This is a genomic window from Aeromonas sp. 600276, assembly GCF_049175815.1.
GTDB classification, from domain to species: Bacteria; Pseudomonadota; Gammaproteobacteria; order Enterobacterales; family Aeromonadaceae; genus Aeromonas; species Aeromonas dhakensis.
In genome coordinates, this window is the sequence record NZ_JAAKVU010000001.1 from 198,881 (window position 1) to 219,095 (window position 20,215).

Consider the following 20,215-nt stretch of genomic DNA (forward strand, 5'->3'; position numbering starts at 1 on the left):
ATGCATGATGAGTAACCAAGATCTCCTGTATCGCTATCTGTTCGAAGAGTACGAAGTCCGGGGCGAGCTGGTCCAGCTGGACCACACCTACCGCCACGTGGTGGAGGCTCAGAACTACCCGGTACAGGTGCAAAAACTGCTGGGTGAACTGCTGGTCGCCACCAGCCTGCTGACCGCCACCCTCAAGTTCGAAGGCTCCATCACGGTACAGCTGCAGGGCAACGGCCCGGTACGGCTGGCCGTCATCAACGGCGACAACAACCAGCAGCTGCGCGGCGTGGCCCGCTACGAGGGTGAACTGCCGAGCGACGGCAAGCTGCAAAGCCTGATCGGGGAAGGCCAGCTGGTCATCACCATCACCCCGGAGCAGGGTGAACGCTATCAGGGCATCATAGCGCTGGACGCCGACACCCTGGCCGGCTGCCTGGAGCAGTACTTTACCCAGTCTGAACAGCTGGCGACCAAGCTCTGGATCCGCACCGGCTACCACCAAGGCGCGCCGCGTGCCGCCGGCATCCTGCTACAGGAGCTACCTGCCCAGAACGAGGATCACGGCAACGACTTCGAGCACCTGACCCAGCTCACCAGCACCATCAAGGATGAAGAGCTGTTCGGTCTGGAAGCGGAAGAGATCCTCTACCGTCTCTACCACCAGGACAAGGTGCGGGTGTTCGATCCGCAGGCGGTCGAGTTCCGCTGCACCTGCTCCCGCGAGCGTTGCGAAGGGGCCCTGTTGCAGATCGAGAAGGAAGAGGTAATGGAGATGGTGCAGGAGCTCGGCAAGATCGGCATGCACTGTGATTATTGTGGCGCCCAGTACGAATTTGACGGGATCGATGTCGAAACCCTGTTCAGCGGGGCTCCCGGTAATGATGCAAACAAGTTACACTAATTGAAGGCGGGCAAAACCCGCCTTTAACTTAAATAACAAAAAAATACCCTATTTTATAAAGTTTGATGGCGATCGCTAAACTCTACCACCTAAGTGATAGGATGAACGCCAGATAGAACCCTACCAACCTCTGAACCCAGGAGAATACAATGACAATCGTGGCAGAACCCACCCTGGCCCAACAATTAGGACTGGACCAGTACGGTATCAAGAACTCCACTGAAATCCTGCGCAACCCTTCCTACGACCAGCTGTTCGCGGAAGAGACTCGTGCCGACCTGGAAGGGTTCGAGCGCGGCGTGGTGACCGAACTGGGGGCCGTCAATGTCAATACCGGCATCTTCACCGGCCGCTCCCCGAAAGATAAATATATCGTCAAAGACGCCACTACCCAGAATACTGTGTGGTGGTCTGACCAGGGTAAAAACGATAACAAAGCCATCAGCCCGGAAGTGTGGTCACATCTGAAATCCCTGGTGACCAAGCAGCTCTCCGGCAAGCGCCTGTTCGTGGTGGACGGCTTCTGCGGTGCCAACCCGGACACCCGCCTGGCCGTGCGCATCATCACCGAGGTAGCCTGGCAGGCTCACTTCGTGAAAAACATGTTCATTCGCCCGAGCGATGAAGAGCTGAAAACCTTCAAACCGGACTTCGTGGTGATGAACGGTGCCAAGTGCACCAACCCGAACTGGAAGGAGCAGGGTCTCAACTCCGAGAACTTCGTCGCCTTCAACCTGACCGAGAAGATCCAGCTCATCGGCGGCACCTGGTACGGTGGCGAGATGAAGAAGGGGATGTTCTCCATGATGAACTACTTCCTGCCCCTGCGCGGCATCGCCTCCATGCACTGCTCCGCCAACGTGGGTCAGGACGGCGACGTGGCCATCTTCTTCGGCCTCTCCGGCACCGGCAAGACCACCCTCTCCACCGATCCCAAGCGTCAGCTGATCGGCGATGACGAGCACGGCTGGGACGACGACGGCGTGTTCAACTTCGAAGGGGGCTGCTACGCCAAGACCATCAAGCTCTCCAAGGAAGCCGAGCCGGACATCTACAACGCCATCCGTCGCGATGCGCTGCTGGAGAACGTGACCGTGGCGGCCGACGGCACCATCGACTTCGACGATGGCTCCAAGACCGAGAACACCCGGGTCTCCTACCCCATCTATCACATCGAGAACATCGTCAAGCCGGTCTCCAAGGCGGGTCACGCCACCAAGGTGATCTTCCTGACCGCCGACGCCTTCGGTGTGCTGCCCCCGGTCTCCAAGCTGACCAAGGAGCAGACCAAGTACCACTTCCTGTCTGGCTTCACCGCCAAGCTGGCCGGTACCGAGCGCGGCATCACAGAGCCGACCCCGACCTTCTCCTCCTGCTTCGGTGCGGCCTTCCTCTCCCTGCACCCGACCAAGTACGGTCAGGAGCTGGTGAAGCGGATGGAAGCGGCAGGCGCGGAAGCCTACCTGGTCAACACCGGCTGGAACGGCACCGGCAAGCGCATCTCCATCAAGGATACCCGCGCCATCATCGACGCCATCCTGGATGGCTCCATCGAGAAGGCCGAGACCAAGGTGCTGCCGATCTTCAATCTGGAAGTACCGACCGCCCTGCACGACGTGAACCCGGCGATCCTCGACCCGCGCGACACTTACGCCAACAAGGCCGAGTGGGATGCCAAGGCGCAGGATCTGGCCCAGCGTTTCATCAAGAACTTCGAGCGCTTCACCGACAACGACGAAGGCAAGCGTCTGGTAGCGGCGGGTCCGCAGCTGTAACAGCGACCCCGTTCACAACCCATCTCATACCGGTCAGCCCAGCTGACCGGTATTTTTTTGAGCAGAGCGCGGCGTTTGACTCCCGCCAAACCTTGCCTTGTGGGCCCTTGCGCGTTAGATTCAGCCCAACTTTATACAATATACAATTTTGTAACGATTCCCCTGTGACCCGATCATGACCCCACCCTACAAGACCCGTACCCAAATGGTGATGGAAAACCTCCGTGGCCGGATCCTGCGCGGTGAGTTTCCCGCCGGCGCCCCCCTGCGCCAGGACGCCATCGCCAAGGAGCTGGCGGTGAGCCGCATTCCGGTGCGGGAGGCCCTGATGCAGCTGGAAGCTCAGGGACTGGTGAAATTCGAGGCCCATCGCGGCGCCGTGGTCACCATGCTGGACGCCGCGGCCATCGAGGAGCTCTTTTATTTGCGAGCCCTGCTGGAAGCCGATACCCTGTTCCACGCCGTCGACCTGATGACAGAGGAGACCTTCGCCAAGGCGCAGGCGATCCTCGCCCAGTTCGACCAGGCCCTCGAGTCGGGCACCCAGATCGAACACTGGGCCGAACTGAACCACAGTTTTCACGCCACCCTCTATCAGGCCGCCGGCCGCCCCCAGGCACTGGAGCTGATCGCCCAGATCAATCTGAGCTGTGACCGCTATGTGCGCTTCGAGCTGCTGTTCGCCAGCGATGGCGTCGACAAGGCGGAGCGGGAACACGCCCAGCTGCTGGAGCTGTGCCGTGCCCGCCGCAAGCACGAGGCGGTGGTACTGCTCAAGCAACATATCGAGGCGGCTGGCCAGTCCATCAAGCGGATCCTGGACAGCGGCCACAACCACTGAACACTCACATCACTACAATCTGGCATTAACGACATGAATCATTTCGAGATTATTGAAACCCGCGTCGCCCAGGTCAGGGCCGAACTGGCCATGATGGAGCTGGACGCCTTCATCGTCCCCCATGACGACGAGCACCTGGGGGAGTACATTCCCGCCTACGCCGAGCGACTGGACTGGATCACGGGTTTCAACGGCTCCGCCGGCCTCGCCATCATACTGGCGCAGCGGGCGGCCCTGTTCATCGACGGTCGTTACACGGTGCAGGCCCGCATGCAGGCACCGGCCGAGCTCTTCGAGTTTCTCCATCTGAACGAAGATCCCCACGTGCAGTGGCTGGCCGAGCAGCTGCCTGCCGGTTCACGGGTCGGCTTCGATGCCCGCCTGCACAGCCTGGCCTGGTATCGACACGCCAAAGAGATCCTGACCGAGCGCGGCATCGAGCTGGTGCGTGTTGATCAGAACCCCATCGATCTGCACTGGAGCGATCGCCCCGCTCCCACCAAGAATCCGGCCATCCTCTACAGCGAGGCGCTGGCGGGCCAGTCCAGCCAGGCCAAGCGCGAGCTGCTGGCCAGCGATCTGCGCAAGCGCGGGCTGGATGCTGTGCTGCTGACTCAGGCCGAGCCCATCAACTGGCTGCTCAACCTGCGCGGTCGCGACGTGGAGCGGCTGCCGGTGGTGCTGGGCTTTGCGGTGCTCTACGCCAACGCCACCATGGATTTCTTCGTCGACACCGACAAGATCGACTGCTTCGCCTTCAGCCAGCACGTGGGGCAGGATGTCTCCGTCTACCCCATCGACAAGCTGGGTGACGTGCTCAAGCGCATCGGCGAGGATCAGCAGAAGGTGCTGGCCGATCCCAACACCGCCAACGCCTGGACCCAGCTGGTCATGGAAGAGGCGGGCGCCATCCTGGTGGCCGGTCAGGACCCGACCATGCTGCCGAAGGCGTGCAAGAACGAGGTGGAGCTGGCCGGCATGCGTGCCGCCCATCTGCGCGACGGTGTCGCCGTCACCCGCTTCCTGGCCTGGCTGGATCGGCTGATCGCCAGCGGCGAGTTCGACGGCGTGGATGAAGGCACCCTGGCCGACCAGCTGGAAGCCTTCCGCCGCGAGCAGGATCACTATGTGGAGCCGAGCTTCGACACCATCTCGGCGCTCGGCCCCAACGCCGCCATGTGCCACTACCGCCACACCAACGGCACCCCGCGTACCTTCGGTCAGGACAGCATCTATCTGGTGGACTCCGGCGCCCAGTATCTGGACGGCACCACCGACATCACCCGCACCATCAAGGTGGGTGAGCTGAGCGACGAGCACAAGGCGATGTTCACCCGGGTGTTGCAGGGTCACATCGCGCTGGATCAGGCCCGCTTCCCGCGCGGCACCGCCGGCATCCAGCTCGACGTGCTGGCCCGCATGCCGCTGTGGCAGGCCGGTTACAACTACGACCACGGCACCGGCCACGGCGTCGGCCACTTCCTCAGCGTGCACGAAGGCCCGCAGCGCATCGCCCCCAAGGGCAGCCTGGTGGCCCTGCAACCGGGCATGGTGCTCTCCAACGAACCCGGCTACTACCGGGAAGATGCCTTCGGCATCCGTTGCGAGAACCTGGTGGTGGTCACCGAGCAGGAGCAGATCGGTGAACTGCCGATGCTGGGCTTCGAGCGGCTGACCTATGTACCGTTCGATACCCGCCTCATCGATCGCAGCCTGTTGAGCCCGGCCGAGTTCCGCTGGATCAACGAGTACCACGTCGAGGTCTACCGCCGTCTCAGCCCGCTGCTGGAGGGCGAAGATCTCGCCTGGCTGGAACAGGCGACCAACCTCATCTAAGTGCAGACAACTCTGCTTGTCTGATAAAACAGGGCCTGCGGGCCCTGTTTTTTTGCCCGCCGGTTTGACCTGTATCAAGACCCCGCCGCCCCAGGTCAGGACAATGCCCCTCATGACGACCCATCACTCCCACCCCGCGCGCCCGGCCCGCGCCGACCAGGTGCCCATGCACCCCAGGCTCAAGCGGGAGCAGCAGACGGTCAGCGCCATGATCCGCCTCTACTGCGACCACCATCACCAGGATCCCGCCTGCCGGCACTGCCAGCAGTTGCAGGAGTTCGCCCACCAGCGGCTGCGCCGCTGCCGCTATGGTCACGGCCACAAGCCCACCTGTGCCAACTGCCACATCCACTGCTATGCCCCGGCCATGCGCAAGCAGATCCAGCTGGTGATGAAGTGGAGCGGCCCGCGCATGCTGTGGCATCACCCCTGGCTGGCCCTGTGCCACCTGCTGGACAGCCGCCGCAAGGCCCCCAAACGGCCGGGCAGCCGCCCTCTGCCACCCTGAGCCGGGGCCGCCCGATGACCCAGACCCGCTTGCATCAGTCCGGCGGGCCCACTACCCTGTGGCTCCTTTTTGACTGCCGCCCGGCAGCACGTACGACATCACAGGAGCCCGGATGCACCAGCCCCCCGTTTTGAGAGTGGCGCGCCACACCGACATGCACGCCATCTGGCAGATCGACGTCAATGTATTCGGGGAGGATGTCTATCCCGGCTTCTTCTTCCGCCAGGCCATGGATCTGTGGCCCGAGCTGCTGCTGGTAGCCGAGCTGGACGGCAGGCTGCTGGGCTATGCCCTGGGTGGACTGGGACAGGATCGGTCGCAGGGCTGGCTGCTGTCGCTGGCGGTGCTGCCGGAGGCGCGCGGCTTCGGCCTGGCCGAACGCATGATGCTGCAGGTGGAGCAGTCACTGCTGAAACTGGGGATCGAGCGGGTCAGACTGACGGTGGATCCGGCCAATCCGGCCCAGCGCCTCTACTTTCGACTCGGTTATCAGCAACTGGCCGAGGAGCGCGACTATTTCGGCCAAGGCGAGGATCGCCTGCTGCTGGAAAAACGGCTCGACTGAGCCGGTGGGGACGGGGTTTGCAGGGTCCGGGCCTTATAATTGGTTACACTTTGCTGGTTTCATGCTCAATCCGGTTGGCGTAGAGTTGAATCACTGACCGAACAAACCAGATTAGATGCCAGCCCAGGAGGCCCATCATGTTGAAACGCATTACCCTCATCGCCCTGTTGGCCACCACCACCGCCACCACCCTCAGCGGCTGTGCCAACAGCGACGTCTACTCCGGCGATGTCTACACCAAGGATCGCGCCAAGCAGGTACAGACCGTCAGCTACGGCACCATCCTCTCCACACGCCCGGTCAAGATCCAGGCCGATGAGAACTCGTTGATCGGCACCATAGGCGGCGCCGTGGTCGGCGGCCTGCTCGGCAGCACCATCGGCGGCGGGCGCGGCAGCGACATCGCCGCGGCCGGTGGCGCCATCGCGGGTGCAGCGGCCGGCAAGGCAGCCGGTGACAAGCTCAACCAGGTGGATGGCGTCGAGCTCGAGATCAAGAAAGAGAACGGCGAATCCATCGTGGTGGTGCAAAAGGCCAGCCCCACCTTCGTACCGGGCGCCCGGGTACGCATGACCCAGGGCAACGGCACCATCAACGTGGCCGTGGTCAACTAAACCCTCTAGGCCTCCGCCCATGAAAAAGCCCTCGCAGTGCGAGGGCTTTTTTTTATCATCGATACCGGTGGAGGGTTACTGACGAACCAGCCGGAAGATGGCGTAGCCAGGGTGCTGGGCGTCATCCATCGGCAGGGTGGACTTGTACTCCAGATCCGCACCGGCCAGCTGTTTGGCCTCCTCGCGAGGCGAGGAGTAGAGCCGTACGTCTACGTTGGCCGGCAGGGCCTTCATGTGCCAGTTGTTGTTGGCCGCCGGGCTGAAGCCGGCCGGGTTCTCGGCAGACTGGGCCTTCAGGTACTGGGCGATGATCTCGCGCGTCTCGAAGGGGTCTTCATGCACTATGTTGCTGCCGTCGATACCCGGGAAGTGGCCGCCGCCGCTGGCGCGATAGTTGTTGGTCACCACGTAGAACTTCTGGGCCGGATCGATGGGCTGGCCGTTGAAGGTGAGGCTGCTGATGCGCTGGCCGTCGCTGACCTTGGCCCCTTCCTTGTTGTAACGGGCCGGCTGGGTGATATCCACCTCGTAGTTGACCCCGTCGATCACGTCGAAGTTGTAGGTGGGGAACTTCTCGTTCACCAGCCACTGCACCTCGGTCTTGCCGGTGTCGATCTGGTTGAACTGGCCGGCACTCATCTCCAGCCACTCCTTGACGGTGGCCCCGTTCACCTCGACCACCTGCAGGGTGTTCGGATAGATGTAGAGGTCGGAGACGTTGCGCAGGGAGATGTCGCCCTGGGCCACGTAGGTGAAGTCGTTGATGCCGTTGCGACCGCCACGGAACGGGGCCGCTACCGACAGGATGGGGTAGGACTCCTTGAGCAGACCATCTTTTTGCAGCTGTTCGGCGTAGCGGCGCTGGGCATCGCTCACCAGCTGCACCGAGGGGTCGTCCTGCACCAGGGCGAAGAAGCTGTGGATGGAGGAAGTGATCTTGCCAAGCGGCTCGTCCAGCCACTGGTTGGTGGCGTCATGATCGGCCTGTACCAGGTCCACCACCCGCTGATCCACCGCGCTGCCCTCGCTGGAGTCGATCTTGCGCAGGCTGGCCTGGCTCTGTTTCACCTGCCACTTGCCGTCCACCTGCTCCAGCTTGAGGTCGATGATGCCGAGGTGGTTGCCCCAGTAACCCGGCATTACGGTCGGAATACCGCTCAGGGTGCCGGCCTTATTGTCCACCTCCGGCAGATCCGGGAAGTCACCCGGGAAGTTCTTGTGGGCGTGGCCCAGCATCAGGGCATCCACCCCCTTCACCTTGGCCAGGTGCCAGGCGGAGTTCTCCATCATGGCCTCGTAGCTGCTGGCATTGATGCCGGTGTGGGCAACCACGACGACCACGTCGGCGCCCTTGGCGCGCAGCTCGGGCACATAGTGGTTGGCGGTCTCGACCATGTCGGCCACCACCACCTTGCCTTCCAGATGACGCTTGTCCCACTGCAGCACCTGCGGCGGGGTCAGCCCCAGGATGCCGACCTTGACGGTCTGCAGCTGGCCCTTGTCATCCTTCACCTTGCGCTCCAGCAGCAGGTAGGGGGTGAACTTGTTGCCACTCCAGTCAATCTGCCCCTTGGCATCGCGCTTGAAGGCGCCCGCCTCGAACACGTTGGCGTTCACATAGGGGAACTTGGCCCCCTGCAGGGTCTTGGTGAGGTAATCCAGACCGTAGTTGAACTCGTGGTTGCCCAGGTTGCCGGCATCGTAGCCAAGCTCGTTCATCGCCTTGAACACCGGGTGGGCCTGCTTGTCGAGGTAGCCGGCACCGGACTGCTCGAAGATGTAGTCCGCCAGCGGCGTGCCCTGGATCAGGTCGCCGTTGTCGAGCAGCAGGTTATTGGGGTTTTCGGCGCGGGCCGCGCGGATCAGCAGCGCGGTGCGGGAGAGGCCGAACTTGCGGTCCTCCTTGTTCTGGTAGTAGTCGTAGCCCAGCACGTTGGAGTGGATATCGGAGGTCTGGATCAGACGCAGGGCAACCTCACCCGGTTGCGCCTTGCTGTCGTTGTCATTGCTACAGGCAGATAACAGCACGATGGCTGCAATAGCACCCAGCTTCATGGATTTATTCACTGTCTTGTCCCTTTTATTAGAGTGTCGCTTTACCAGCGACGGGAATTTAACAGACGAATATGTCAGCGGATGAAGCCGGGGTGAATTTTTATGAGGTGCGGCACAAAAATAGCCTTATGACGCCAGCAAAGCCCCGCTCGCCAGCTGCAGCGCCAACCCGAGCATGATGAAACCAACAATAGTATCAATAGCTTGCTGAACCCTACCGCGAGCGAGCCAGGGCGAGAGGGCGGCCGCCCCGAACGCCAGGCTGTAGAACCAGACCAGCGAGGCCAGCATGGCCCCCGCCGCAAAGGCCGGCCGCAACTCTTCGGCAAACTGGCTGCCGAAGGAGCCGAGCAGCATCAGGGTGTCCAGGTAGACGTGGGGGTTGAGCAGGGTCACCCCGAGCGTCATGGCCAGCACGCTCTTGACCCCCATCAGCTGGGGCGAGTCAGCAAGTGCAGCCCCCTGCCCGCGCCAGGCGCTGCGCAGGGAACGGATACCGAACCAGCCGAGGAACAGCACCCCGCCCCAGGTCAGCAGGGCCAGTCCGATCGGGCTGGCCGCCAGCAGGTTGGCACCGCCGAACACCCCGATGCCGATCAGCACGAGATCGCACAGGCAGCAGAGGGTCGCCGTCAGCAGATGGTGGTTGCGGTGGATGCCCCGGCTCAGCACGAAGGCATTCTGGGCACCGATGGGGATGATCATGGCAAGGCCGAGGGTGAAGCCTTGCAGGGTAGTTGCAAACATGGATGAACCGTCCAGCAGAGTGATTGGACGGCACTATAAGGGGCGGCCAGACGTTTAGAGAAATTCATTAATCTGCTGAGCAATTTGTTTTGCTAATGACAAAGGGCTCGACCCAACCCCTTCGAGGTAGAAGGGGCTAGACCCGTTCATGGCTGTCAATTGCAGGATCTGACAATTGTTAGCCAGTCACTCTGCCCCGAGAATCATCGGGTTTTATTGCATCAGCTTGGGGAAGTTGGTGACCACGACCTGCTCGAGATTGGGCAGCAAGATGCCACTGCTCACCCCCTTGGCGATGGCCTGGTAGCGATTCATCGACCCCGTTTTACGGGTGACCTGATTGAGGTGGTAGTTCACGGTTCGCTCCGTGATCCCCAGGATGCAGGCGATTTCACTCGACGTTTTCCCTTCACTGGCCCAGAACAGGCATTCGGTCTCCCGGTCAGTCAGGGCCTCCTGAGGGTCATCGTCCCGCAGACTGACCCGCACAATCCGGATCGCCGCCTCGAAGATGTAGTTGGACATCCAGGAGAGGACGGGCGAGGACTCCAGCAGCAGATCGCTCGATGCCCGCTCGGCGGTGATGAACGACAGTATGCCGTTTTCTCCCGCCGCCCCGTGCAACGGAAACGAGATGCCGTTGCGCAGCCCGAACTCCGCCGCCAACCCCATCACGTCCAGACTGCCCTCTTGCAGAAAACGTGCTCGCTCATCCAGCCGGTTCCAGTAAATGGGCAAGGTCTGCTTGCGGGCCAATTGAATGATGGGATCACAGGCCAGCATATGGTTTGCCGTATAGGCCTGCACCCAGGAGTCGGGGCACTGATTGAACAGCACCACCTTGGGTCTTTGCATCGACATGGGAATGATCAGCGCAAACCGGTAGTAGTCGTAACCCATACCGAGCGTGAACCGACCGATCAACTCGGCCAGACGATCCCCGTCCGTTACCGAAGTGAAATGTTCGAGGTACTCAAGCAGTTGGTCTTGTTTCATAGGCTAGCCCCCCTGGCCAGGGCCTCGATTATAGCGCCGAACACTGAAATGGAGACATCTGAATGCTTGTTTTCAAAGGAAAATTAAAAGAACACCCCAGATGGGAGGTAGAAAACGAGCTTTATCGCTTTCGCAATCGCGTCTTCTCCGATCGCCTCGGCTGGGATGTGGAATCTCACCGTGGTCTGGAGCAGGACAGCTTCGATACTCCGGACACCCACTGGGTGCTGATTGAAGACGAGGCAGGCCTGTGCGGCTGCATCCGTCTGCTCAGTTGTGCCCAGGATTACATGCTGCCCAGCATCTTCCCCACCGCCCTCGCCGGCGAAGCCCCGCCACGTAGCAACGACGTGTGGGAACTGACCCGCCTCGCCATCGATGCCGAACGGGCGCCGCGCCTGGGCAACGGGGTCAGCGAGCTGACCTGCGTCATCTTCCGCGAGGTCTATGCCTTCGCCAGGGCGAAGGGGATCCGCGAGCTGGTTGCCGTGGTCAGCCTGCCGGTAGAGCGGATCTTCCGCCGCCTCGGCCTGCCCATCGAGCGGCTCGGTCACCGCCAGGCGGTGGATCTGGGCGCCGTGCGCGGGGTGGGGATCCGCTTCCATCTGGACGAGCGTTTCGCCCGTGCCGTCGGTCAGCCCCTGCAGGGTGCCTATGACGAAGCCCGCGAGCTGGTCACCGAATAAGGGTGACGCAAAAAAATCCCGGGGTAAGACCCGGGATTAAAAGTTCTCGCTATGGCCCGTTTCCACCCCATGCAAAAACGGACGCAAAAGAGTATCTCCTGAATACCTTTTGACCACCACTGTCACATCTCACAGTGACAAACCCGCTTTGACCCCACAACCCTTGTCCCGCCTGCGCTGCCGACATTTTCAGCGCTCTCAGGTTGTTCTCTCGCCACCACTTGAGTAGCATCCCTTCTCAATCTCCCTGCTGATAAGGAATGCTGATGAAGGCGTTGGACTACAAGCTGCTGCTGGCGCTGGATGCGGTGATGCAGGAACAGAACTTCGAGCGGGCCGCCCAGCGCCTGCACATCACCCAGTCAGCCATCTCCCAGCGCATCAAGCAGCTGGAGCAGCAGTTTGCCGAGCCGCTGATCATTCGCGGCCAGCCACTGCAGGCCACCGCGCTCGGGCAGAAGCTGCTGGCCCACTACCGCCAGGTACGCCAGCTGGAACTGGAGCTGGCCGGCGAGCTCTCTCCCGCCGAGCCCCAGGCGCCGATCCGGGTCAGCATAGCCGTCAATGCCGACAGCCTGGCCACCTGGTTTCTGCCCGCCTTGGCGCCGCTGCTGGAACAGCACCCCATCGAGCTCAACCTGCTGGTGGATGACGAGAGCCGCACCCTGGATCGGGTGCGCGAGGGGCAGGCGTTCGGCGCCGTCAGCCTGCACGGCCAGCCACTGGCGGGCTGCTGCGTCGACGAGCTCGGCGAGATGCGCTACCTGCTCACCGCCAGCCCCGCCTTCGTCGAGCGCCACTTCCCACAGGGGCTGACCCTGGCGGCGCTGGCCAAGGCGCCGGCGGTGGCCTTCGATCAGCGTGACGACATGCACGTCAGCTACATGGCCCGCCACTTCGGGCTGGAGCCCGGCGGCTACCCCTGCCACACGGTGCGCTCGTCCGAGGCCTTCGTCGCCATGGCCGAGCAGGGGCTGGCCTGCTGCCTCATCCCGGAACTGCAGATCCGTCGCCAGCTGGCGGAGGGGTCATTGCTCGATCTCAACCCGGATCAGCACCTGGTAGAACGACTCTACTGGCACCGCTGGGTGCTGGAGCGCGGGCTGCACAAACAGATATCCCAGCGCCTGATCGAGCAGGGTCGCCGGGCGCTGCAACGCCCCTGACAGGGCCATTCACCTTGGCTTTGGAGGGGTAAAAACGTATAGTGCTGGGCGATTAACCACCAGGTCTCCACTCAGGTTCCCCATTTATGTTCCAAGACAATCCGCTGCTGGCCCAGCTCAAGCAACAAATCCGCGAAAACATCCCCAAGAAAGAGGGTGTGATCCGCGCCTCCGATCGGGGCTTCGGCTTTCTGGAGGTCGATGAGAAGACCAGCTATTTCGTGCCGCCTCCCTACATGAAAAAGGTGATGCACGGTGACCGGGTGACCGCCCTGATCCGCACCGAGAAAGAGAAGGAAGTGGCCGAGCCGGATGAACTGCTGGAGCAGTCCGTCACCCGCTTCGTGGCCCGGGTCAAGATGTTCCGCGACCGCCTCAACGTGGTGGCCGATCATCCGCTGATCAAGGATGCCATCAAGGCCCGCGTCAAGAAGGGTCTGGACGAGAAAGAGTTCAAGGAAGGGGACTGGGTGGTCGCCACCCTCAAGCGTCACGCCCTGGTGGACGGCAACTTCTCCGCCGAGATCACCCAGAAGATCGCCGCCCAAGAAGATCACAACGTGCCCTGGTGGGTGGTGCTGGCGCGCCACAACCTGGCCCAGGTCGAGCCGGCGGATCTGCCGGAGTGGAAGGTGATCGAAGAGGAAGAGCTGCCCCGCACCGATCTGACCGCGACCCCCTTCTTCACCATCGACGGCGCCAAGACCAAGGACATGGACGATGCCCTGGCCATCCGCAAGCTGGACAACGGCTGGGAGCTGCTGGTCGCCATCGCCGACCCGACCGCCTATGTGGCCGAAGGGAGCGAGCTGGACAAGGAGGCCGCCCAGCGCGCCTTCACCGTCTACATGCCGGGCCGCAACGTGCCCATGATCCCGCGCACCCTCTCCGACGAGCTCTGCTCCCTGAAAGAGGGCGAGGAGCGCAACACCCTGTGCGCCCGCCTGCTGATCGCCGAAGATGGCCTGCTGCTGGAGGAGACCGAGTTCTTCGCCGCCCGCATCTGCTCCCACGCCCGCCTCAACTATGACGACGTCTCCGACTGGGCCGAACACGGCAAAGCGCTGAATATCGACGCAGGCGTGCTGGCCCAGCTGCCGCTGATGAAGGCGATGACCGAGGCGCGCATCAAGTGGCGCACCGAGCACGCCCTGGTGTTCCCGGACCGCCCCGACTACGACTTCGAGCTGGGCGAGAACGGCGAAGTGCTGGCCATCCACGTCGAGCCGCGCCGCATCGCCAACCGCATGGTGGAAGAGTCGATGATCGCCGCCAACATCTGTGCCGGCCGCGTGCTGGGCAAGAGTGTCGGTTACGGCATCTTCAACGTCCACACCGGCTTTGACGAGGAGTCCCTCGACGGCGCCATCGATCTGCTCAAAAGCGCCGAGGCCCCGTTCGAGAAGATCGATATCGCCAGCCTGTCCGGCTTCTGCGCCCTGCGCCGCTGGATCGACAGCCTGGACACCCGCTGGCTGGATGGCAAGATCCGCCGCTTCCAGAGCTATGCGCTGATGTCCGCCGAGCCGGGTGCCCACTACGGCCTGGGGCTGGATGCCTACGCCACCTGGACCTCACCGATCCGCAAATACGGCGACATGGTCAACCATCGCCTGCTCAAGGCCGTCATCGCCGGCAAGACCCCGGGTGAGCGCCCGAGCCTGGAGCTCACCGAACACCTGACCGCCTGCCGCCGTCTGCACCGCATGGTGGAGCGCGACATCGGCGACTGGCTCTATGTCCGCTACCTCAAGGCCGATGCCGGCACCGACAAGGTGTTCAACGCCGAGATCATCGACGTGATGCGCGCCGGTCTCAAGCTGCGTCTGCGCGAGAACGGCGCCGTGGTGTTCATGCCCGCCCGCCATATCCTCGACAACAAGGATCGGCTGGAGTGCAACTGGGACAACGGTCGCGTCTATCTGGACAAGACCGAGGTGGTCTACGAGCTCGGCCAGATCATCGAGGTCAAGCTGACCGAAGCGGTGGAAGAGACCCGCTCCCTCATCGCCAAGCCGGCGGTGGAGCTGGTGCCGGGCCCGGCGCCGGTCGCCCCGGTGAGCGAAGCCGAGGCCGCACCGGCTGCGGAAGCTCCCAAGGCCGAATAAGCCAGGCCTTCCCTCCTTGCAAAAGCCCGCACCCTGCGGGCTTTTTTATTGGGTCATGCCGCCCGCCTAGTCAGCAGATCACTTTTTGTACGCCCTGGCTTGCCAGTGGCTCGCCACGGGCATAGAGTGGATCCATCAATGAACGAACGTTCGCTCATATAAAATTTTCAGGCAAGAGGCATCCCCATGACCACCAACAACCTGCGGCTGGAGCAGCGGCGCGAGCAGATCATCCAGGCGGCGCTCGGCTGCTTTATCGAGCGGGGCTTCCACCAGACCGGCATGCGCGACATCGCCGCCGCCGCCGGGGTGAGCCTCGGCAACCTCTACAACCACTTCGCCCGCAAGGAGGAGCTGATCGCCCTGATCGCCTCGCTGGAGGCGGCCGAGCTGCAACCCTTGCTGGATGAGCTGGTCCAGGGGCCGGCCCGGGCGGCGCTGGCCCGCTTCGCCGCCGGCTACCTCGCCTGGTCGCTGACCCCGGAGAACCTGCTGCTCGGCACCGAGATCCTGGCCGAGCTGACCCGCCATCCCGAGATGGCGGCCACCTTCGCCAGCAACCAGCGCCAGCTGTGCGATGCCCTGGCGGCGACGGTGCGCCGTGGCCAGCAGGCGGGGGAGCTGGCCGCCCACCTGCAGCCGGATCTCACGGCCCAGCTGCTGCTGGACGCGCTGGAGGGGCAGGCGGTGCGCCACGCACTCGCCCTGCATCCAGAGCAGGCGCCGGTGGAACAACGGCTGCCGTCCCTGCTGGACCAGTTGCTGGGCCCGGCCCGCTGATCACCCCAAGGAGTCACCACCATGACTACTCCGCACAATCGACTGGAAGGACTGGATCTGGCCCGCGCCATGGCCCTGCTCGGCATGGTGCTGGTGAATTTTCGCATCGCCATGGGGGTGTTGGCGGGCGGGCCAACCTGGCTCAAGCCCCTGCTGGATGCGCTGGAGGGGCGCTCCGCCGCCAGCTTCGTGGTGCTGGCCGGCATCGGGCTCGGACTGTCGACCCGCAAGCTGGCGTGGTCGGCAGCCATGACCCACACCGCCAAGCGGGCCCTGTTCCTGCTGATCGTAGGGCTGCTCAACTACCTGGTGTTTCCGGCCGACATCATCCACTACTACGCCGTCTACTTTCTGCTGGGGGCCTGCTGTCTCCGGCTTCCCTCCCCCTGGCTGCTGGCCCTGATCCCGCTGCTGGCGGCAAGCTTCGTCAGCCTGCTGTTCCTGCTCGATTACGATCGGGGCTGGCAGTGGCACAGCTTCAGCTATCCCGAGTTCTGGACCCTGGTCGGCTTCGTCCGCAATCTGCTGTTCAACGGCTGGCACCCTGTGGTGCCCTGGCTGGGCTTTCTGCTCTACGGCCTCTGGCTGAGCCGTCAACCTCTGGCCAATCCGCTCACCCAGCGCTGGCTGCTGGCCGGCGGGGTGAGTGCCATGGTGCTGGCCAAGGGGCTTTCACTCTGGTTGCGGACCCTCTTACCGAACCCAGAGCTGGCGCCGCTGCTGGCGACCCAGCCCATTCCCCCAGCGCCGCTCTACCTGCTGTTCGGCATGGGAGCGGCCAGCACCCTGATCGCCCTCTGCCTCTGGCTGAGCCGTACCCTGCCCGAGGCCCGCTGGTGGCGAATGTGGCTGCCGGTCGGCCGGCAGACCCTGACCCTCTATCTGGCCCACATCATGCTCGGCATGGGGATGCTGGAGGCGATCGGCTGGCTGCAGGGGCAGGATCTGCCCGAGGTAGTGCTGGCCGCCGGCCTCTTCGCCCTGGCGGCGCTGCTGTTTGCCAATCTCTGGAGTCAGCACTTCGAGCGAGGCCCGCTGGAGTGGCTGATGCGCCAGCTCTGCGGCTGAAGGAGAGCATGAAAAACTGAAAGTAGGTTACAAAATAATTGATTCATTGGTTATTTGAGTACTGATTCAAGCAATTCATCGTCAACACCCTCAGTTTTCGGGTCAGGCGAATTGCCCCAATTGAATACAAATAATAGAAATGAGAAATGGATCACATTGACATCAGGTTTGCGCAAATAGAAAAGAGTGACGCGAGTCACATAAAGACGATACTGGCGGCAGCAAAGATCGAAATGTAGCCGAAATACAGAGAGTGAATGTGATCCACATCACTATGAATGGAGGGGGAAGGTCGAGGTATTTGAGAGCTGCGTCACAAGACACCCCGTTTCCAGCCTAATTTGATCACAAGCTGGTAGATTGAAGTTGCTTAGACGACAGGGATGGCGGTTCGGCAAAACCGGCCAGCCCGACTACCACTTTTAATCAAACAGGCTTAAAACGGGGTCCCGACATGTTATCACCGGATACCAAAGTCAAGATACAGAATTTTGGACGCTTCCTGTCCAATATGGTCATGCCCAACATAGGCGCCTTCATCGCCTGGGGCTTTATTACCGCCCTCTTCATCCCCACCGGCTGGCTGCCGAGCGAAACCTTGGCCAAGCTGGTCGGCCCCATGATCACCTACCTGCTGCCGCTGCTGATTGGCTATACCGGCGGCAAGCTGATGGGCGGTGAGCGCGGCGGCGTGGTCGGTGCCATCACCACCATGGGCGTCATCGTGGGGACCGACATTCCCATGTTCATGGGCGCCATGATGGTCGGCCCGCTCGGTGGCTGGGCCATCAAGCGTTTCGACAAGGCGATGGAAGGTCGCGTCAAGAGCGGCTTCGAGATGCTGGTCAATAACTTCTCCGCCGGCCTCATCGGCATGCTGCTGGCGATCCTCGCCTTCTTCGTGATCGGCCCCTTCGTCAAGGTGCTCTCCGGCGTGCTGGCCGGTGGCGTCGGCTTCCTGGTGGACAACAACCTGCTGCCGCTCACCTCCATCTTCGTCGAGCCGGCCAAGATCCTGTTCCTCAACAACGCCATCAACCACGGCATCTTCTCGCCGCTGGGGATCCAGCAGGCCACCGAGCACGGCCGCTCCATCTTCTTCCTGATTGAAGCGAACCCGGGCCCGGGCATGGGCGTGCTGCTGGCCTACATGGTGTTCGGTCGCGGCGCCGCCAAGCAGTCCGCTGCCGGTGCCTCCATCATCCACTTCTTCGGCGGCATCCACGAGATCTACTTCCCGTACGTGCTGATGAACCCGCGCCTCATCCTGGCGGTGATCGCCGGCGGCATGACCGGGGTGTTCACCCTGACCCTGTTCAACGCAGGTCTGGTCTCCCCCGCCTCACCGGGTTCCATCTTCGCCGTGCTGTTGATGACACCGAAAGCCTCCCTCATAGGGGTCGCCCTCTCCATCATCAGCGCCACCCTGGTCTCCTTCCTGGTCGCCGCCGTGTTCGTGCGTGCCCAGCAGCCGGAAGCCGACGAGGCCGATGCATTGGGTGAAGCCACCCGCAAGATGAAAGCCATGAAGGCTGCCAAGCCCGAGACCGCAGCAGCCAAGAAGCCGGGCGGTGAACTGATGGCGGTGCGCAACATCGTCGTCGCCTGCGATGCGGGCATGGGCTCCAGCGCCATGGGCGCCGGCCTGCTGCGCAAGCGGGTGCAGGCCGCCGGCCTCGACATCAGCGTCACCAACCGTGCCATCGATCAGCTCGACGATCAGGTGGACTGGGTCATCACCCACAAGGATCTGACCGAGCGGGCCCGTCGCCACGCGCCGCACGCTCACCACATCTCGCTCACCAACTTCCTCGACAACGGTCTCTATCAGGAGCTGGTACAGAGCCTGACCCAGGCCGCCAACGATGACGTCGCCAACCCGCAGCTGCTGGTGGCTGCCAACGACGACAGCTACGAGCCGCAAGCGGCCGAGGTCTTTACCCTGAGCCGGCATGACGTGCACCTGGGACTCAAGGCCGACAACAAGGAGGCCGCCATCCGGGCTGCCGGCAAGCTGCTGGCGGAGCGGGGCTACGTGGCGCCCGACTACGTCAACGCCATGCTGGAGCGCGAACAGCTGGTCTCCACCTACCTCGGCGAATCCATCGCCGTGCCCCACGGCACCATCGCCGCCAAGGAGTTTGTGAAGCGCACCGGCATCGTCATCTGCCAATACCCGGCCGGGGTCGCCTTCGGCGAGGCGGCCGATGAAGTGGCGCGGCTGGTGATCGGCATCGCCGCCCGCAATGACGAACACATGCAGGTGATAACCCGCCTGACCAATGCACTGGACGAACCCGGCCTCATCGACCGGCTGGCCAGCACTCAGGATCCCCAGGAGTTCCTGGATCTGCTGGGTGCCGAACAGGCTGCCTGATCGTCCTTCATCGTCTTTGGTTCAAGAGGTTAATATCATGAAAACATTGCATTTTGGTGCCGGCAATATCGGTCGCGGCTTCATCGGAAAACTGCTGGCTGACGCCAGCCATCAGGTCACCTTCGCCGACGTCAACGAGACCCTGATCGACCAGCTCAACCACCGCCAGGAGTACAAGGTGCACGTGGTGGGAGCGGATCAGAAGCTGGACGTGGTGCGCAACGTGGCGGCGGTGAGCTCCGCCGGCCACGAGGTGATCGCCCGCATCATCACCGCCGATCTGGTCACCACCGCAGTCGGCCCCAACATTCTGGACAAGATTGCCAGCACCCTGGCCCAGGGGCTGCAGGCCCGCTTCGATGCCGGCAACCTGACGCCGCTCAACGTCATCGCCTGCGAGAACATGGTGCGCGGCACCAGCCACCTCAAGCAGGAGGTACTCAAGTACCTGCCGGTCGCGTATCATGCCACCCTCGACGCCTGCATCGGCTTCGTCGACTCGGCGGTGGACCGCATCGTCCCGCCGGCGGCGGCCAACGATGATCCGCTGGAAGTGACAGTGGAGAGCTTCAGCGAGTGGATCGTCGACCAGACCCAGTTCAAGGGCGAGCTGCCGCAGGTGGCGGGCATGGAGCCCACCGACAACCTGATGGCCTTCGTCGAGCGCAAGCTGTTCACCCTCAACACCGGCCACATCGTCACTGCCTACCTCGGCAAGCTGAGGGGCTATCGCACCATCCGCGAGGCGATCGAGGATCCGCTGATCCGCAGCAAGGTACGCCGCGCCATGGAGGAGAGCGGCGCCGTGCTGGTGCAACGCTACGGTTTCGACCCGCGCCTGCACGCCGCCTACATCGAGAAGATCCTGGCCCGCTTCGCCAACCCCTATCTGGTGGACGAGATTGACCGGGTCGGCCGTCAGCCGCTGCGCAAGCTGGCGGCGGGAGATCGACTGGTGAAGCCGCTGCTCGGCACCCTGGAGTACGGCTTGCCGAACGATCACCTGCAGGAGGGGATCGCCGCTGCGCTGCACTATCGCAACGCCGACGACCCGCAGGCGGTGGAGCTGCAACAGCTGCTGGCGGAGCTGGGCCCGGCCCAGACCCTGGCGCGCATCACCGGCCTGGCCGCCGACAGCGACATCGTCAGCGCCATCGTCACCCGTTATGGCAATTTGAAGTGACCTGATGAGGCGCCACCG

17 protein-coding genes are annotated in these 20,215 nt (G+C 62.8%); 14 read left to right on the forward strand and 3 right to left on the reverse strand.

Going from position 1 to position 20,215, the window contains the following annotated elements:
• Nucleotides 1-7 precede the first annotated feature (7 nt).
• The 7 genes from hslO (at nucleotide 8) to G5134_RS00975 (ending at nucleotide 7,031) form a co-directional block, all read left to right on the forward strand.
• Entirely contained in the window at nucleotides 8-892 is an 885-nt protein-coding gene (gene hslO, locus G5134_RS00945; protein WP_065018356.1) for an Hsp33 family molecular chaperone HslO, read from the forward strand.
• A 149-nt stretch (nucleotides 893-1,041) separates the two neighbouring features.
• Nucleotides 1,042-2,667: a phosphoenolpyruvate carboxykinase (ATP) gene (pckA, locus tag G5134_RS00950; RefSeq protein WP_017765220.1), complete on the forward strand. Its 1,626-nt coding sequence runs from the start codon at nucleotides 1,042-1,044 to the stop codon at nucleotides 2,665-2,667.
• A gap of 175 nt (nucleotides 2,668-2,842) precedes the next feature.
• Nucleotides 2,843-3,508 (forward strand): GntR family transcriptional regulator, encoded by a 666-nt coding sequence (locus G5134_RS00955; protein WP_017783592.1) that lies wholly within the window; start codon nucleotides 2,843-2,845, stop codon nucleotides 3,506-3,508.
• Nucleotides 3,509-3,541: 33 nt separating this feature from the next.
• Nucleotides 3,542-5,344 carry an aminopeptidase P family protein gene (locus G5134_RS00960; protein WP_065018357.1) on the forward strand — a complete coding sequence of 601 codons (1,803 nt, stop codon included), beginning with the start codon at nucleotides 3,542-3,544 and terminating at the stop codon, nucleotides 5,342-5,344.
• A gap of 112 nt (nucleotides 5,345-5,456) precedes the next feature.
• On the forward strand, nucleotides 5,457-5,852 hold the full coding sequence (locus tag G5134_RS00965) for a nitrous oxide-stimulated promoter family protein (RefSeq protein ID WP_065018358.1): 396 nt from the start codon (nucleotides 5,457-5,459) through the stop codon (nucleotides 5,850-5,852).
• Between the two features lie 112 nt (nucleotides 5,853-5,964).
• Entirely contained in the window at nucleotides 5,965-6,417 is a 453-nt protein-coding gene (locus G5134_RS00970; RefSeq protein ID WP_065018359.1) for a GNAT family N-acetyltransferase, read from the forward strand.
• A gap of 137 nt (nucleotides 6,418-6,554) precedes the next feature.
• Nucleotides 6,555-7,031 carry a glycine zipper 2TM domain-containing protein gene (locus G5134_RS00975; protein ID WP_005308463.1) on the forward strand — a complete coding sequence of 159 codons (477 nt, stop codon included), beginning with the start codon at nucleotides 6,555-6,557 and terminating at the stop codon, nucleotides 7,029-7,031.
• 75 nt (nucleotides 7,032-7,106) lie between these two features.
• Here G5134_RS00975 and G5134_RS00980 read toward each other — a convergent pair whose 3' ends face one another.
• The 3 genes from G5134_RS00980 to G5134_RS00990 form a co-directional block, all read right to left on the reverse strand.
• Complete coding sequence (locus tag G5134_RS00980; protein ID WP_213344053.1) at nucleotides 7,107-9,086, reverse strand: bifunctional 2',3'-cyclic-nucleotide 2'-phosphodiesterase/3'-nucleotidase; 1,980 nt, start codon at nucleotides 9,084-9,086, stop codon at nucleotides 7,107-7,109.
• Between the two features lie 126 nt (nucleotides 9,087-9,212).
• Nucleotides 9,213-9,833, reverse strand: coding sequence for an L-lysine exporter (gene lysE / locus G5134_RS00985; RefSeq protein WP_005308459.1), 621 nt, complete (start codon nucleotides 9,831-9,833; stop codon nucleotides 9,213-9,215).
• Between the two features lie 213 nt (nucleotides 9,834-10,046).
• Entirely contained in the window at nucleotides 10,047-10,829 is a 783-nt protein-coding gene (locus G5134_RS00990; RefSeq protein ID WP_005308457.1) for a LuxR family transcriptional regulator, read from the reverse strand.
• Between the two features lie 62 nt (nucleotides 10,830-10,891).
• On the opposite strand from G5134_RS00990, the gene G5134_RS00995 reads away from it, so the two are divergent.
• From G5134_RS00995 to G5134_RS01025, 7 genes are all read left to right on the forward strand, one after another.
• On the forward strand, nucleotides 10,892-11,515 hold the full coding sequence (locus G5134_RS00995; RefSeq protein WP_421231815.1) for an acyl-homoserine-lactone synthase: 624 nt from the start codon (nucleotides 10,892-10,894) through the stop codon (nucleotides 11,513-11,515).
• A gap of 266 nt (nucleotides 11,516-11,781) precedes the next feature.
• Nucleotides 11,782-12,681 (forward strand): LysR family transcriptional regulator ArgP, encoded by a 900-nt coding sequence (locus G5134_RS01000; RefSeq protein ID WP_139725809.1) that lies wholly within the window; start codon nucleotides 11,782-11,784, stop codon nucleotides 12,679-12,681.
• 86 nt (nucleotides 12,682-12,767) lie between these two features.
• A complete protein-coding gene (locus G5134_RS01005; RefSeq protein ID WP_421231816.1) occupies nucleotides 12,768-14,789 on the forward strand; it encodes an exoribonuclease II in 2,022 nt (673 codons plus the stop codon).
• A gap of 186 nt (nucleotides 14,790-14,975) precedes the next feature.
• The gene (locus G5134_RS01010) at nucleotides 14,976-15,569 is read left to right on the forward strand and encodes a TetR/AcrR family transcriptional regulator (protein WP_139431231.1); all 594 of its coding nucleotides are present in this window, start codon (nucleotides 14,976-14,978) and stop codon (nucleotides 15,567-15,569) included.
• Between the two features lie 21 nt (nucleotides 15,570-15,590).
• Complete coding sequence (locus G5134_RS01015) at nucleotides 15,591-16,637, forward strand: DUF418 domain-containing protein (RefSeq protein WP_421231817.1); 1,047 nt, start codon at nucleotides 15,591-15,593, stop codon at nucleotides 16,635-16,637.
• 454 nt (nucleotides 16,638-17,091) lie between these two features.
• The gene (locus G5134_RS01020) at nucleotides 17,092-19,014 is read left to right on the forward strand and encodes a PTS mannitol transporter subunit IICBA (RefSeq protein ID WP_065018362.1); all 1,923 of its coding nucleotides are present in this window, start codon (nucleotides 17,092-17,094) and stop codon (nucleotides 19,012-19,014) included.
• 37 nt (nucleotides 19,015-19,051) lie between these two features.
• Nucleotides 19,052-20,197: a mannitol-1-phosphate 5-dehydrogenase gene (locus tag G5134_RS01025; protein WP_065018363.1), complete on the forward strand. Its 1,146-nt coding sequence runs from the start codon at nucleotides 19,052-19,054 to the stop codon at nucleotides 20,195-20,197.
• The last annotated feature ends 18 nt before the right edge of the window (nucleotides 20,198-20,215 follow it).

Bases quoted from the DNA above. Each gene is read 5' to 3' on its own strand.
- G5134_RS00980 (WP_213344053.1), bottom strand. From the start codon at position 9,086: ATGAAGCTGGGTGCTATTGCAGCCATCGTGCTGTTATCTGCCTGTAGC.
- G5134_RS01020 (WP_065018362.1), top strand. From the start codon at position 17,092: ATGTTATCACCGGATACCAAAGTCAAGATACAGAATTTTGGACGCTTC.
- pckA (WP_017765220.1), top strand. From the start codon at position 1,042: ATGACAATCGTGGCAGAACCCACCCTGGCCCAACAATTAGGACTGGAC.
- G5134_RS00975 (WP_005308463.1), top strand. From the start codon at position 6,555: ATGTTGAAACGCATTACCCTCATCGCCCTGTTGGCCACCACCACCGCC.
- lysE (WP_005308459.1), bottom strand. From the start codon at position 9,833: ATGTTTGCAACTACCCTGCAAGGCTTCACCCTCGGCCTTGCCATGATC.
- G5134_RS00965 (WP_065018358.1), top strand. From the start codon at position 5,457: ATGACGACCCATCACTCCCACCCCGCGCGCCCGGCCCGCGCCGACCAG.
- hslO (WP_065018356.1), top strand. From the start codon at position 8: ATGAGTAACCAAGATCTCCTGTATCGCTATCTGTTCGAAGAGTACGAA.
- G5134_RS00955 (WP_017783592.1), top strand. From the start codon at position 2,843: ATGACCCCACCCTACAAGACCCGTACCCAAATGGTGATGGAAAACCTC.
- G5134_RS00990 (WP_005308457.1), bottom strand. From the start codon at position 10,829: ATGAAACAAGACCAACTGCTTGAGTACCTCGAACATTTCACTTCGGTA.
- G5134_RS01025 (WP_065018363.1), top strand. From the start codon at position 19,052: ATGAAAACATTGCATTTTGGTGCCGGCAATATCGGTCGCGGCTTCATC.
- G5134_RS00995 (WP_421231815.1), top strand. From the start codon at position 10,892: ATGCTTGTTTTCAAAGGAAAATTAAAAGAACACCCCAGATGGGAGGTA.
- G5134_RS01010 (WP_139431231.1), top strand. From the start codon at position 14,976: ATGACCACCAACAACCTGCGGCTGGAGCAGCGGCGCGAGCAGATCATC.
- G5134_RS00960 (WP_065018357.1), top strand. From the start codon at position 3,542: ATGAATCATTTCGAGATTATTGAAACCCGCGTCGCCCAGGTCAGGGCC.
- G5134_RS00970 (WP_065018359.1), top strand. From the start codon at position 5,965: ATGCACCAGCCCCCCGTTTTGAGAGTGGCGCGCCACACCGACATGCAC.
- G5134_RS01005 (WP_421231816.1), top strand. From the start codon at position 12,768: ATGTTCCAAGACAATCCGCTGCTGGCCCAGCTCAAGCAACAAATCCGC.
- G5134_RS01015 (WP_421231817.1), top strand. From the start codon at position 15,591: ATGACTACTCCGCACAATCGACTGGAAGGACTGGATCTGGCCCGCGCC.
- G5134_RS01000 (WP_139725809.1), top strand. From the start codon at position 11,782: ATGAAGGCGTTGGACTACAAGCTGCTGCTGGCGCTGGATGCGGTGATG.